General features: G+C 43.7%; 14 protein-coding genes. 10 read left to right on the forward strand and 4 right to left on the reverse strand.

Annotated elements, in window-relative coordinates:
- Positions 1-195: 195 nt before the first annotated feature.
- Positions 196-921 (forward strand): cadmium resistance transporter, encoded by a 726-nt coding sequence (locus ACM0OZ_RS27750; RefSeq protein WP_414586057.1) that lies wholly within the window; start codon positions 196-198, stop codon positions 919-921.
- Positions 922-1,307: 386 nt separating this feature from the next.
- Complete coding sequence (locus tag ACM0OZ_RS27755) at positions 1,308-1,748, forward strand: YidH family protein (RefSeq protein WP_414586058.1); 441 nt, start codon at positions 1,308-1,310, stop codon at positions 1,746-1,748.
- Between the two features lie 162 nt (positions 1,749-1,910).
- On the opposite strand, the gene ACM0OZ_RS27760 is transcribed toward ACM0OZ_RS27755, so the two are convergent.
- Entirely contained in the window at positions 1,911-3,260 is a 1,350-nt protein-coding gene (locus ACM0OZ_RS27760) for an RNA-guided endonuclease InsQ/TnpB family protein (RefSeq protein ID WP_414586060.1), read from the reverse strand.
- A gap of 54 nt (positions 3,261-3,314) precedes the next feature.
- On the opposite strand from ACM0OZ_RS27760, the gene ACM0OZ_RS27765 reads away from it, so the two are divergent.
- On the forward strand, positions 3,315-3,521 hold the full coding sequence (locus ACM0OZ_RS27765) for a hypothetical protein (protein WP_414586061.1): 207 nt from the start codon (positions 3,315-3,317) through the stop codon (positions 3,519-3,521).
- Here ACM0OZ_RS27765 and ACM0OZ_RS27770 read toward each other — a convergent pair.
- On the reverse strand, positions 3,518-3,775 hold the full coding sequence (locus tag ACM0OZ_RS27770) for a hypothetical protein (RefSeq protein ID WP_414586062.1): 258 nt from the start codon (positions 3,773-3,775) through the stop codon (positions 3,518-3,520). The genes ACM0OZ_RS27765 and ACM0OZ_RS27770 overlap by 4 nt on opposite strands.
- Before the next feature lie 123 nt (positions 3,776-3,898).
- The gene (locus ACM0OZ_RS27775) at positions 3,899-4,354 is read right to left on the reverse strand and encodes an RrF2 family transcriptional regulator (protein WP_414586063.1); all 456 of its coding nucleotides are present in this window, start codon (positions 4,352-4,354) and stop codon (positions 3,899-3,901) included.
- Between the two features lie 388 nt (positions 4,355-4,742).
- On the opposite strand from ACM0OZ_RS27775, the gene cysE reads away from it, so the two are divergent.
- The 7 genes from cysE to ACM0OZ_RS27810 all read left to right on the forward strand — a co-directional run bounded on the left by cysE (position 4,743) and on the right by ACM0OZ_RS27810 (position 11,177).
- Entirely contained in the window at positions 4,743-5,507 is a 765-nt protein-coding gene (gene cysE, locus ACM0OZ_RS27780; RefSeq protein ID WP_414586064.1) for a serine O-acetyltransferase, read from the forward strand.
- A gap of 97 nt (positions 5,508-5,604) precedes the next feature.
- Entirely contained in the window at positions 5,605-6,576 is a 972-nt protein-coding gene (locus ACM0OZ_RS27785) for a TauD/TfdA family dioxygenase (RefSeq protein ID WP_414586065.1), read from the forward strand.
- Positions 6,577-6,585: 9 nt separating this feature from the next.
- Positions 6,586-7,995 carry a homocitrate synthase gene (locus ACM0OZ_RS27790; protein ID WP_414586066.1) on the forward strand — a complete coding sequence of 470 codons (1,410 nt, stop codon included), beginning with the start codon at positions 6,586-6,588 and terminating at the stop codon, positions 7,993-7,995.
- The gene (locus ACM0OZ_RS27795; protein WP_414586067.1) at positions 7,970-8,953 is read left to right on the forward strand and encodes an iron-containing redox enzyme family protein; all 984 of its coding nucleotides are present in this window, start codon (positions 7,970-7,972) and stop codon (positions 8,951-8,953) included. Before ACM0OZ_RS27790 ends, ACM0OZ_RS27795 begins: the two co-directional genes overlap by 26 nt.
- A 70-nt stretch (positions 8,954-9,023) precedes the next feature.
- The gene (locus tag ACM0OZ_RS27800; RefSeq protein WP_414586068.1) at positions 9,024-9,674 is read left to right on the forward strand and encodes a chromate transporter; all 651 of its coding nucleotides are present in this window, start codon (positions 9,024-9,026) and stop codon (positions 9,672-9,674) included.
- Positions 9,671-10,198 (forward strand): chromate transporter, encoded by a 528-nt coding sequence (locus tag ACM0OZ_RS27805; RefSeq protein WP_414586069.1) that lies wholly within the window; start codon positions 9,671-9,673, stop codon positions 10,196-10,198. The genes ACM0OZ_RS27800 and ACM0OZ_RS27805 overlap by 4 nt, the downstream gene beginning before the upstream one ends.
- A gap of 61 nt (positions 10,199-10,259) precedes the next feature.
- On the forward strand, positions 10,260-11,177 hold the full coding sequence (locus tag ACM0OZ_RS27810) for a TauD/TfdA family dioxygenase (protein ID WP_414586070.1): 918 nt from the start codon (positions 10,260-10,262) through the stop codon (positions 11,175-11,177).
- Here ACM0OZ_RS27810 and ACM0OZ_RS27815 read toward each other — a convergent pair.
- Positions 11,174-12,913 carry an iron uptake porin gene (locus ACM0OZ_RS27815; RefSeq protein ID WP_414586071.1) on the reverse strand — a complete coding sequence of 580 codons (1,740 nt, stop codon included), beginning with the start codon at positions 12,911-12,913 and terminating at the stop codon, positions 11,174-11,176. The genes ACM0OZ_RS27810 and ACM0OZ_RS27815 overlap by 4 nt on opposite strands.
- Positions 12,914-13,001: the final 88 nt, after the last annotated feature.

Below are 13,001 nucleotides of genomic sequence, written 5' to 3' on the forward strand. Positions count from 1 at the left end.
ATGACTTTAACAAAAAACAATATTTGCTTCTACTGATGGGTAGCAATAAAGTGAAAACTGTATAACTTCATTGGGTGATCACGGCAAAGCAAGCAACTCCTTCAGTGGTGATTCGATTCGTTCATCGCTTGATGACGAAATCTAACATCAGCTTAGACAACGCAAGCAAAAGATAAGAACAAAGGACAAACAGAAATGAGCTTATACACAGCAATTCCCACAGGGCTGTCTGCCTTCGCTGCTACCAACCTCGACGACATTGTCATTCTCTCCCTGTTTTTCTCGCAGGTGAATGCAATGTTCCGTAGTCGTCACATAGTTACGGGTCAATACCTTGGTTTCGGTGCCTTGGTTATGGCTAGCTTACCCAGTTTCTTCGGTAGCCTCATCCTACCCGAACCTTGGATTGGATTACTAGGCATTGCTCCGATTATGATTGGCATCAGTCGTTGGCTAAACCAGGAAGATAACGATAATTCTGAAGTACAGGTAGAAAAAGAAGAGTCTGATAGATCTTGGTTAACTAGCTTTTTGTCTCCCCAAACTTATAGTGTTGCTGCTGTGACAGTTGCTAATGGAAGTGACAACATCGCTATTTACGCACCGTTATTTGCTAGCAGTACCTGGGAGAGTTTGGCAGTCATCCTGGGAGTATTTTTCTCACTCGTGGCAGTTTGGTGTTATACAGCATACCAGTTAACCCGCATACCTATGATGGTTGATGTCCTAACCCGCTACGGTAATCAACTTGTTCCCTTCGTTCTGATTGGGTTGGGAGTTTTGATTTTAGTGGACTGTCACACTTTGGAAAATCCTGCTTTGGCTGTACTCACTTTAGTAATAAGCTTTTTCTCCTTGCTGAGTGTAAGTAAGAACCTTTGGAAAACACCTGAAGTTGCATCTGAAGTTGAAAAAAATTGAAAAAAACTTAGAATTCAGAAATCAGAATGACCCCACAGAAAAATCCCTGAGATTTAGAAAGGAAAAAACGATTGGAAAGACGAAGAAATCTCAGGTTCTGTGACCTCGACTTTCCACTTCGTCTCAAAAAAGATCTCAACTTCAATTATGACAAATGATTGTAATACCAGTCTTCTTTAAAATTAACATAATAAAAGTCTTAAAATTTTATTAAGTTTGCTGTATAATACAAATAAAGTTTATTGCTTGTTCAAGAAATTAAAATAAACATTTTAATTCTTATTATTAAGCTTGGAATACTCTTAAAAAAATTTAGAAGAGCAAGATTAACTTTTATAAAAATAGATTTTGCTCAGTTTCATAGAAGAGATTAAAAGGTTGTGTCAATGCAGCTACCATTTAAATTTATGAAGGCTAATGGAGAAGCTTCAGAAAAAGAAAAGACAAAGAAACCGAGTTCGGATAGAGTGCGAGAGCATTTAGCAAACGAACGTACTTATCTAGCATGGATGAGGAGTGGAATTGCCCTGATGGGGTTTGGTGTTCTTATTGTCCGCTTGCGTATCCTCCGTCCTCCTCTGGCACCTCAAGCACCTGGTAATGGTTGGAAGTTAGGTTTAGCCTTTTCATTAGTTGGTTTGTTAACAGTACTGCTTTCAGGTCAGCATTACCTAACTGTTCGTCGCGACATCGACGAGGATACTTACGAACCAGCAGACCGATGGGTCATCCTCTCCAGCCTCGCTGTCATACTTCTGGGAATTGGGGTTGTCTATTACGTGTTTACAGTTCCTCTGGACTCGTTGAACACAGTCATAGTTGATTGACGCACCCACCCCTAGAAGGGGTGGGATTCACGCGAATATACCAATTTCGCGTTATCCCATAGACTCAGTTGTACTGAGTTTGGCGGGTTCCCAGGCACGCCGCGTTTGCCATTACTGGCACGGTGTCTCCTTTTAATCCCTGTTGATTCAGGGTTGGGCGTTTCAAACAGCGTTTATCTGTTTGGGTTTCGCAAAGTCCCTGCGTACCTTTTTAATTTTTTTGATAACCAGTTGGTTGCCTTTAATTGCTCTTGTTTTCACATTGAGAGCTGCTTGTTTGTCTGCATGTGCCTCATGACCACATGACGTACAAATAAACTTCTCTCCAAAGCGAGATAAGGCATCTATCACCCCGCACTTAGAACAAGTGCGACTTGTGTTTTTTGGGTCTACCTTGAAAAAACTTTTTCCCGACTTTGCAGCCGTGTACTGAATTTTTTCTATCAAAGTCCCCCACGAAGCATCTGAAATGGAACGGTTTAATCCGCGTTTAGCAGATTGACCATTTTTGAGGAAACGACCTTGTTTAACGTCATCAGGTTTGGGCTTACACTTTGCTTTCATCCCCTTGATGTTCAAGTCCTCTACGCTGATGGCATCTGCCTTCCTGACTACCTTGTTAGCGACAAACCATTGATAAGCAGTGCGTTTATCAGCATGTTTTTTGTGGAGCTTGCTGACTTCCTGTGCTTCCTTCTTACGGTTAGCACTACCTTTCTTCTTCCTAGATAAGCGTCGCTGCCTGATTTTTAAAGTACGCTTACTTTTCTTTGATGTGGCAGGACGGGGATTTGCAAAGTCAGACCCATCTGAACAATGAACAAGCTTTGTTAGTCCCATATCCAGCCCCACGAGAGTTTTGACCTCTTTTGGGGCTGGAAAGTCAGGAACTGAATCGTCCCTGATTAATATGCTTGTATACCATCCGTCTGCTTTTTTGCGCAGCGTCACACTACGAATTTGGAATCCTTGCGGGATAGGACGAGAATTATAGAAACGCATCCACCCAATAGATGGCAGATATATTTTGTTGCCATCAAGCTTAATATCACCTGGTTTGTACTGAAAAGAACGGAAGTTAGATTTGTTCTTGAATGAAGGAAAGCCGCGACTGTGCTTAAAGAACCCTTCCATTGCCGCGTCGAGACGCTTAACCAGCATCTGTAGCACGTTTGAATGAATTGTTTTGTACCACGGTCTAAGCTGCTTCATTTCTGCTAGATAAGCATCTTGCATCAAACTTGCAGAACGCTTTTTGGTTAACCCGTCTTTATCTGGCTTTTTCCAAGGATTGTGCAGGTTTGAATTTTTACTCAATGAGCAAGTCAGCGGACAGCGTTCAGTTTTTGTCCTGATATCGCAATACTCGCCCATGATAAAGGTTTGACAATAGCCGTCGATTCGGTCAGCTAAAAACCAGTTAAAGAGACTGCGTTGCATATCTAACCACGAATCCATGACTTTTGATTGACTTTGCTTCGGACGTAACTTGTACTGATAGCTAACTTGCATCTTGACTCCGAAACCTTTATCGACCTACCATTAGCTTAATGCATGGAGCTAAGTATGTCAAATCCTAGACCAAAAAGAAAAGCTCGGAGAGATGAGCCACTCTTCTATGAAGAAACGAAGATACAAAAGGGGATATGGATTACCCCTAGTACTTGGGACAAAATGAAACAGATGGCTGAATCTGAAGGTATCAGCATTAGTGAATTAGTCGAAAGATGGGGGCGGCACTTAAAAGTGCCGTCGCATTCCTCCCACCTCTAAAGGACGGGAGAAGTTGACTCAGGAAACTTGTCCCTGGTGGGCTTTCTGCTTTCAACACTGTGATGAAACTGGGCATAAACTGTAGGGTGGAGTGAGAAAAATAGTAGCATTTTTCGCCGCGCCCCAAAAGCCCCAGTCGCCTGCGGAAGGTTTCCCTCCCGCACTGCTGGCTCTCCTACACCCTGCGCTTTAATCGAATGAAATCTTTGATAAAAGTGGCTGCTTTGTGAGCGATGGCACCCAAGTGCCCGCATTCGGGCGATCGCCTCGACGCAATCACCTCCTAGTGTTAGGCAATCTCGTTCCAGCGAACTAGAGTTCGTCTGCCTAAGTGTGTAAAATCTTTTGCTATGGACATACGGTGACCCCGAAAGTGTCTAAATGTAATACATTGGACCCTGCTGCAAGCGAGCCTCTCTTTGCTGACACAAGTCTTGCAGTGTATAGCTGCGCAAAACCTCAACAGATGCGCTATTGGCTTGCTCCCAAATTTCATGAACCAAATTCCTTTCCAAAGTCGGAGTAACAGAGAATTCTCTCTCTTTGCGTTCGCCTTCCACCAAAGTGACAATTTCCAGCAAAGTAATTTGCCAAGGTTCACGAACTAAAACAAAGCCTCCTCTTGAGCCACGATGACTCTGTACAACACCTGCTCGCCGCAAACTGGTAAGAATTTGTTCCAGATATCGCTCCGGTATCGGTTGCTTAGCAGTGATTTCACTCATAGTTAGAGGGGCTCTCTTTCCCTTATTGCTAGCCAGTTCTAGAAGTGCCAGCAGCGCGTATTCTACTTTGGAAGACAGATCCAAAAGAGTGTAGTTTTGGCTATTCAAGTCCGTACTCAATATACTACTGTTAGTCGATGAACTTATCGTTATTTTATGAGAAATTAGTTCTTATGGAAGTGTTGGATGTTATCACATCCCAGAAACTGCCTATAAAAAACCATAATTTTATCGACTTACCGTAGATTGTCTAACACAATTTCCATAAATGAGTTCATTTATCGCACAACTTACGCACCCGGCTTATTTATTGAGACTAAGTCTAGGGGAGCCAGCACCTGTGGAGGTATGCACCAATTGTGCAATGAGCGTTGTGGAGTGTAGTACTGATACACATTATCACAGATAGCGTCCTGCCAGGATGATTCTCGGAACTGGCTATCCGAGTGCCGTACCTTATGAATTGCTTATGAGCTTCTCCAAATAGGAACAAAGTATGCTATTAACTGATTTGCAAACAATTTATGAGCGTGATCCAGCAGCCCGTAATTGGCTGGAAGTGTTGTTTTGCTACCCAGGTCTTCAAGCGATACTCTTCCATCGAGTAGCACACTGGCTTTATAAAATAGGGATTCCCTTCATACCTCGTTTTATTTCCCATATAAGTCGGTTTTTCACTGGGATTGAAATTCACCCCGGAGCAAACATTGGCAAGGGAGTTTTCATTGATCACGGTATGGGAGTAGTGATCGGCGAGACAGCAGTGGTGGGTGATTACAGCCTGATTTACCAAGGAGTTACCCTAGGTGGTACAGGAAAACAGACAGGAAAGCGCCATCCCACTTTAGGGAATCATGTCGTTGTGGGCGCAGGCGCTAAGGTATTGGGCAACATTCATGTTGGGGATCATGTCCGCATCGGAGCAGGTTCAGTACTACTGCGAGATGTGCCTAGCAACACTACTGTAGTCGGGGTTCCAGGGCGTGTTACCCGTCAGGACGAGGAAAGCACTGATTTTCTTCTTGCTCACAATAAACTGCGGGATGTGGAAGCAGAAGTGATTCGCGCCTTATTTGAACGCGTTAAAACTTTAGAGAAACAGATCCAAGAGTTAGAAGCGCAGTTATCAGACAAACAAGTCGAAAAGTTAGGGATGCACTCATCTTTATACGCAATGGAAGCCGGCGACGCACAAACGGACAATGGTAAGTGCAACAGTGATTTGGTGATTGAAGAGTTTTTGGATGGTGCGGGGATTTAGTACAATGAGCGGTTCTTGAATGCGTTGGACAACTTGATGCTCTTGCCGAATGGCTGCAAGATACGGGCGGCGATCGCCATAGCAACCATATTCACATATGACGGATATTTCTGATGTTCAAACTCTTGATGTCATCAACTGCAGTAGCATGGATGACTTTCAAGCTCAGGTTCCTGCAATCTATGAACATATTGAAAAAGATGGATTTGCAATCATTCAAGCCTGGGATGCATCGCAGAGTACCTTGAGAAAAATTTCTCTATTTTTTGGTTACATTAAAAATCATCCTAATGCTGATGATACCGGAATTAACAAACTGGTAACCGAGCATATGGTAACCGAGAATGCAAGTAACTCACATACCTTTCGCGAATATCACTATGGGTACACAGACGAGCTTGCGCTACACACAGATGCTTCTCACATCGATGGTGTTGCTGTTGTCAATGATAAAGTCGTAAGAATTGCTCCACCAAGTATTTTCCTACTTCTGTGTGTTCGACCAGCAGAACAAGGAGGAGCTAATTTCTTAGTCGATGGTCAAGAAATTTTGCAGCGGCTTTGGGATCAAGAACCAGAACACTTCAAAATTGTTACTCAACCGAGAGCTGTAAGTTATTGCAAATCCAAATACTTTTCAACCTACTCTCCTCTTTTCGAGCAGCTTTCATCTGGAAGATGGCGAGTTCGTTTTCGTCAAGATACGATGTACGTCGAGCCTTGGGCTTATTCTTCTGTGAAACATGTTATTGATAATTATTTCCTTAATCCTAAGTTCCAAAAGTACCATTTGCTAACCGAGGGGCAAATCATTATTGTAGATAATCACCGTATGCTGCATGGTCGTGACACAATTACTTTGCACGACATGAATCATCCTCGGACTCTCTATAAAGCTTGGATATGGGATGACTCAACAAATGACCTGTTGCGCCTTGTTGATGTACCTTCAGATATCAAACACTTCCAGGCATACAACGTGTATCTTCCTAAAAATGTAGAGCTAGGGCATAAGAGGCTTCGTCCTATTCAACTTGGTATCAAGCTTAAGTCCGAGCATACTGCATAAGGAGAGATTATGGTTTTCACTTCTTTCGCAAATCAAGTTTTAAGCGATGATATTGTGTTAAATTTTCAAGACTCTATCGATCTGATGGATGAAACCCTGCGTGAGGGTGCTGAAAGGTCGAGCATATCGCCTAGTTTGGATGATAAATGCAAACTAGGAAAAGCAATCTCAGAGATTGGTATCCGTTCGCTAGTCATCGGTTTTTTACCCCATGTACCTCACAGTATTGAACTTTTGAAGAGGTTGGTAGAATTACAGAAACAAGGAGAGATATCTCAAAAGACTCGGTTTATAGTTCTCTCTTACGTTGGAGAGGATCTGCGTCGGTCATTCCAAATTCTGAATGAAGAACTGGGAGAATCATTAAAAAATGTCTGGGTCATAGCCGTCCATACTACGTCCAATCAACAGATTAAGCATATTTTCTGGAAAATCCTTGCCAAGGAACCAGAGGCAGTGTGGAATAGCGAAAATTGGAGTACCTTGACTATAGAGGAGCAGAAACAAATACATATAAAATGGTTTGAGGATTTTCTGCCGACGCTCAAGCAGTACCAAGGCGGAGGTATTATTTTAGGTTTGTTGGATAGCTTCCGCGCAGATATTAACCACGTCAAGAAAGTTATCGATATTGGTGCCAAACACGGAATAAAACAGATCAGATTGGTCGATACAGCCGGTACCTGCTTGCCACAACAAATCGAGATTTACGTTTCCTCGTTGGTGAAAGCATATCCCAACATATCCTTCTGGGGGCACTTCCATAACGACTTTGGTCTAGCTACTGGCAATGCCATGTTGGGTTTGTCAGCCGGACTCAAAGGAGTTGATATCTCAGTGGGAGGTTTTGCTAGTCGCGCTGGACATCCACCCTTGGCTGAAGTTGCCTTGGCGTTGCACGATCTATATGGCATTACTTTGCCTGATTTTCACTACGACAAGCTTTATGAACTCAGCCGTTTGCTCGAGAAAACCTACGGGTTAATGGAGTGCCCTACCCAAGCTGTAACGGGGGTCATTACCCATAGCATATATAGCAGCAGTCGTAACGAAGTGCTTCAAAAAGCACCCACTATCTACGATGTCATTGATCCAAGTTTCATCGGTTCTAAATTAAATAAAGCATTCGGTGTTCGTAGTGGGCGAGACGGTATCCGTTGGTTTTTGAAGAACAATCAGGAAAAATTACAAACCCTTGGTATTGAGGTAAATCAGGACAAAGCCGACGAAATTTTCTTTCTGATGGTTAACGAATGGCAATCACGCAGCCAGAAGTTGCACATTGATATTCAGGATGTCATATCTCGCTATTACCAATTGTTGAATAGTGCCTTCTTTACCGAAGAACAAATGATACAATTTCTGGCTCAAAATTACCAATCAGGGGCTAACAATGAATTTTACAGCGTTAAAAACTGAGCAACCAGAAAAGATTCAAGCTTTTTTATTAGAGGATTTTCAAATAGTAAATTTACAGGCATCTGTGCAGGTATTAGAACAGTTTGCCCACCAAGCTTTCAAGAACAAAAATAGTACTGCTTGGCAAGAACTGCAGTACATGCTATTCAGGATGAATCAGCACTTGCTTCAAAATGGTCATGGACTAGGTACAACTCGTTCCTTGAAAGAATGGGTCATACGTGACACGATTGAACGGGTTGAGCAGCAATACTTGCCACAGCAACAGGTGCCCAAAGAAATCAATAACGCTGAAGTATTCTTACCATGGCTCAAGCAGCAGATTAAAAATCACCGAGTCAACTATCACCCTCTGTTCCTGTTGTTTGACAATGACGATTTGAGTGACGAGGAAATACGTTATTTTCTGGCAAATCACTGGGTATATACAGAAAATTTTCATCTGCACATTGCTGCTTACAGTCTTTCTGTGCCTTTTAAGATGCGCGAAGAACTGTTCAGGAACATCTATGATGAAATGGGCAGAGGTGATTTTTCGGAGGCGCACCCAAATTTATTCACACCACTATTGAATTACTTTGGTGGCTTACGCCCAGAGGATATTAACCCAGAAACCTGTCACTTCTTCAACACTCAGGTAAGCCTGTGTTGGTTTGCCGATGGTCTACACTACGGCGTTGGTGGGATGGGTGCTTTGGAACTGTCGGTACCGTTGCACCACAGCCGAGTTCTGGATCACCTATTGCGACGTGGATTAAGCGAAGAACTGGTGAAGTTTTTTGTTATCCATTGTGCAATTGATGGAGATCATGCAGACGGGTGGTTTGCCGCTGGGATGCCATATGTATGTAATTCTCAAGATTTGCAGAAAGTTTTTGCTGGTGCAATGCGGGTACTGGAAGCGCGCGTCCACTTGTATGACGGCATTCTGAAACAGATTCTCTCACGCCGCAGTTAAGCTTCTCAAGTCATGTAACGGAATTGTAGATAAAAAACGGCTTTTGTAAAAAAGGTTTCCTGAAAAGCGAATGGATGATTTGGAAGCTACAAAACAACGTCCAACAGCTTCTGACAAAGCTATGGCGATCGCCCACAAAGACGAACAGACATCTCAGGTCCTAGAGGGAGAAGCAAACACCACAGAAGTTTCGCTCTTGCAGCTTGTCGCTTTATTCGCCACCGTGGGAATGACAGCTTTCGGCGGAGGAGTACCCGTCCACATTTTGGATAGTTTTTCTAGGCGTGGCTGGTTAAACGAAAAGGAGTATTTGGAAGCCTTTAATTGGTGTCAGTGTTTGCCAGGACCCAATGGCACCAACCTCTCAACCTATCTAGGGTGGCGCTTCAAGGGACCTTGGGGTGCCCTGCTTTGCCCCATTGTTCTGTTGCTGCCTGGTGCAACTCTGGTGTTGGTAGTATCTGATCTGTTGGCAAAGATACCTCAACAGCCAGTGGTTCAAGGGGCACTTAACTCCGTGGCAGCGGCAGCAATTGGGCTGTTATTGGGGGCGATCTCGAGGCTAGCTCGCTCAGCGCTGAACGAGCGTATCCGCTTGCTAGTCGCAGTCGTTACATTTGTCCTGGTAGGTATTTTCAGAGTACCTGTTTACCTGGTTATCGTGTCTATGGGGCTTGTCCTTTATTGCTGGGACAACAGGGAGAACAGAGGCAAAATATGAACGTGCTGTTTGATCTATTCTTAACCTTTGCTTATCTGGCAACAATCAGCATTGGTGGTGCCGTGACGGGAATTCCAGAGATGGAGCGCTTGGTTGTTGCCCACGGTTGGATGAGTCATGCAGATTTTGTACAAGCCTTTGCACTGAGTCAGTTAGCCCCAGGTCCAAACTTGCACCTAATCTTTCTCATTGGCTATCGAGTAGCTGGTTTGTCAGGGGCGCTGGCTGCAGGACTTGGTCTGTTTGGTCCCTTTTCCTTAGTCCTAGCTGGCATAGCAATGCTGACAAGAAGGTCACGCCCTCCTGGCTGGATTAATCGCTTTCACGCTGCTTTGAACCCTGTGACCATTGGTTTGTTGGCGGCTGCTGCCTGGAACCTTGGGCAGGGCAAGGTGGAGGATATTTTCTGGCTTTGTGTTTGCGCAGCAGCTACATTATTAACCGCTAAGCGGTTGCTTGCTTCTGCTTGGGTAGTACTTTTGGCAGCATTTGTAGGCGCTCTTAAGGTCTTATTTTTAGGTTAAGGCGTCGCGCAACATCTTTTACAAAAGATTGGAGTTATTAGAATTGACAGAGGTCAAAAGAATGAGAAATACAAATTTAGATACCTACTCACAAGTAGCGGAACGCTCTCAATCAAATCAGCTAATTTTAGATAGCAAAGAAGTTTTAGAATCTTCTCAGTTTGATATAAGCAAGGTAACGTTGAAAATTAGTAAAGTAGCAGAAATGTCAGAACTAGAGCGGGAAAAGCTATTTGATATATTTAACTCGTTTAAGTTTGTGATACTTGATTGTGAACATTTGCCCAATCTCCAAGCAAATTTATTAGCTTTAAAGAGATTTTTTGGCTCAGTCAAGAGACACCATAAGAAATCAGATGAAGAGGGAATTTTACCAATATTAGATTTAGGTTCTTCTACTGATCTTACTAATAATAATCAACCACATCCAATACATACAGATGGTACGTTTTACATTGAACCGCCTAAAGTTGTTGCTTTGCAATGTGAGATACCCGCTAAAAATGGGGGAATTTCTCAAGTTGTTTACGCTGAATCTGTCTATAAATACTTCATGGAACACCACCCTCAAGAATTGCAAACATTGTTTACTCCAGGTTCACTCACCATAACAAAAGATAACCAAACGTCTAGACGAGCGATATTTACAGAAAAAGAAGGCAGAATTTCAGTACGTTTTAGATCTGATAAATTTGTCTCAACTGAAATCCTGCCTCAAGTAGAACAGGCTGTTAGTCTTTTCCAAAACTATATTAATGATCCAAATCATCAAATCATGTTCACGCTTAAGGCTAATCAAATTCTGTTATTGGAAAATACAGCCGTGTTACATGGAAGAACATCTTTTCCGAAAAACGATCCTCGCAAACTAAATAAATTGTGGTTTGAGGGAGACTCAGAATATGCTTGTGAAATGCAATTTGGTTTTCAACCTAAGTCTGTTACAGTTGTAGATACGGTAAGCTGTGAGCAGTTTTAGAAAGTGAAGGTAGTGCGGAGTGTACCTACGTAGATCGTGTCGTTGTTGTTGTTGTGCTCTGGATTGAAGATGACCAATACACCAGGGGTGATAATAATATTATCGTTAAGTCGCAGGCGGTAGAATGCTTCTAAGTGATAAGAGGTGTCAGGGTCTTCAATAACATCACTGTCAGTCACTTTAGGCGGTTGACCAAAGACAACACCAAGGACATTGCCTTTTGAGCCAAAGTCCCGCAGAGCTATAGAACCAGCCCAGTAGAAAATATCTGCATCAGAACCCTCAAATGGTCCAGCTTCGGCTTCTGCGGTTGTGTAACCAGCCCAACCTGAAATATCAAATTTCGAGCTAGGACGGAAGAGTGCTTCTATGCCGTAGTTGTTAGTCGTAGTCGCAAAGTTACCGAAAGGGCGATTGGCATTAAAACTACCTGTGGAACCAAGGAGGTTGACACCACTTTCGCTATTTTGATAACTACGTACGTAGGTCAAACCAATGTTGAAGGCATCACTAGGGCGGAACGCAATCTGACCAAGGGCTGCAAACGAGCCATTGGTAAGACCGCGACCCAAATCTGGGCTATTAGCTTGTGGCGCTAGAAAACCCACCGATGCGCTGATGGGTGAGTTAGGACCAAAGGTGAGTGTTACACCTGCAGAATTTTCAGCAGTCCGGTAGATAGGGCTGAATCGTCCGTAGCGGGAAATAGCACCAGTACCGCTGGATTGCAAGGTGGGGTTGAAGACGAAGATGCTATCGTTGAACTCAGTTTGAGCAGCAGCAATATTTACACGCAACGCATCGCCTAGGTTGAATTGATAGTACAGGTCGTCAATCAAAACATCGTTGCTTTCGTCCCCGTCAAACCCTAAACGGGTCATGTTGGTACCAGTTTGACCTACACCAAATGGGGTGATATTCCGAGCTTGCAAACGAACTCGCAAACGATCGCTTCCAAAGAAGCTGGCGTCAAAGTTCAGACGTACCCGGTCGGCAAAGACGGTGTTACCTGCTGAGTCTCTACTTAAGTTTGCAAAGTTGCCAGCACCGTAAGAGTTAAGCAACGCTTGCGCTTGTGCAGTATTAAAACCGGTCAAAGCAGCTATTCGGTTAACTGCTGCGGTCTGGTTTGCTAAATTGACGCCATTGAAGTCATCTGGTGAAAACCCATAAGGAAACGCTCTATCATCCCCAAAAACGTCAGCCACGTTGAAGATGGCTTCCCCAGTGAGCTTAGTGGTGGTGGAAAACTGATTTGCTTCCAGTTCGGCTGTGCGGGCTTCCAGGACATCTACACGACCGCGCAGGGTAGCCAGTTCAGCAGAGAATTCTTCTTGCAAGCGCTGCAAAGTCGCCAGGTCTTCTTTTCTTACTAAGTCAGCGGTAGCTGTGGCAACCAGTTCGTTCACCCGGTTTAAACAAGCATTCAAACCTGCTGCAAATTCATAACGAGTCAAAGCTCGGTTACCGCGATAGGTGCCATTGGGATAACCAGCAATACAACCATAGCGCTCAACAAGGGATTGCAATGCTTGGAATGCCCAGTCTGTGGGCTGCACGTCAGAAAATTGAGAAACGGATGTGACTTGACCGAGGCTCTGAGACTCTTGAGACATCTGAGCAACAGAAGTCACTGGTTGGTTGGCTTCGCTAGTTTCGGCGCTGTTGGCAGCGAAAAATGTAGCGGCGAAAACGATTGAACCCAGCTTGAGAAATTTCCGGGATAGTTTTGTCATGGTTTTTGTTTCACTCACACCTAAATTCGGATTTATGATTTTGGGGATTGCATATAGCGGTTCTTAATTGAATGCAGTACGATTCTGA

Source organism: Scytonema sp. PCC 10023, assembly GCF_963920835.1.
In the GTDB taxonomy this organism is placed as follows: Bacteria; Cyanobacteriota; Cyanobacteriia; order Cyanobacteriales; family Nostocaceae; genus Kalymmatonema.

What these genes read in the sequence shown, in the direction of transcription:
- ACM0OZ_RS27750 (WP_414586057.1), top strand. Translation starts at nt 196, where the DNA reads ATGAGCTTATACACAGCAATTCCCACAGGGCTGTCTGCCTTCGCTGCT.
- ACM0OZ_RS27810 (WP_414586070.1), top strand. Translation starts at nt 10,260, where the DNA reads ATGAGAAATACAAATTTAGATACCTACTCACAAGTAGCGGAACGCTCT.
- ACM0OZ_RS27795 (WP_414586067.1), top strand. Translation starts at nt 7,970, where the DNA reads ATGAATTTTACAGCGTTAAAAACTGAGCAACCAGAAAAGATTCAAGCT.
- ACM0OZ_RS27785 (WP_414586065.1), top strand. Translation starts at nt 5,605, where the DNA reads ATGACGGATATTTCTGATGTTCAAACTCTTGATGTCATCAACTGCAGT.
- ACM0OZ_RS27790 (WP_414586066.1), top strand. Translation starts at nt 6,586, where the DNA reads ATGGTTTTCACTTCTTTCGCAAATCAAGTTTTAAGCGATGATATTGTG.
- ACM0OZ_RS27800 (WP_414586068.1), top strand. Translation starts at nt 9,024, where the DNA reads ATGGATGATTTGGAAGCTACAAAACAACGTCCAACAGCTTCTGACAAA.
- ACM0OZ_RS27815 (WP_414586071.1), bottom strand. Translation starts at nt 12,913, where the DNA reads ATGACAAAACTATCCCGGAAATTTCTCAAGCTGGGTTCAATCGTTTTC.
- ACM0OZ_RS27770 (WP_414586062.1), bottom strand. Translation starts at nt 3,775, where the DNA reads ATGCGGGCACTTGGGTGCCATCGCTCACAAAGCAGCCACTTTTATCAA.
- ACM0OZ_RS27755 (WP_414586058.1), top strand. Translation starts at nt 1,308, where the DNA reads ATGCAGCTACCATTTAAATTTATGAAGGCTAATGGAGAAGCTTCAGAA.
- ACM0OZ_RS27765 (WP_414586061.1), top strand. Translation starts at nt 3,315, where the DNA reads ATGTCAAATCCTAGACCAAAAAGAAAAGCTCGGAGAGATGAGCCACTC.
- ACM0OZ_RS27760 (WP_414586060.1), bottom strand. Translation starts at nt 3,260, where the DNA reads ATGCAAGTTAGCTATCAGTACAAGTTACGTCCGAAGCAAAGTCAATCA.
- ACM0OZ_RS27805 (WP_414586069.1), top strand. Translation starts at nt 9,671, where the DNA reads ATGAACGTGCTGTTTGATCTATTCTTAACCTTTGCTTATCTGGCAACA.
- cysE (WP_414586064.1), top strand. Translation starts at nt 4,743, where the DNA reads ATGCTATTAACTGATTTGCAAACAATTTATGAGCGTGATCCAGCAGCC.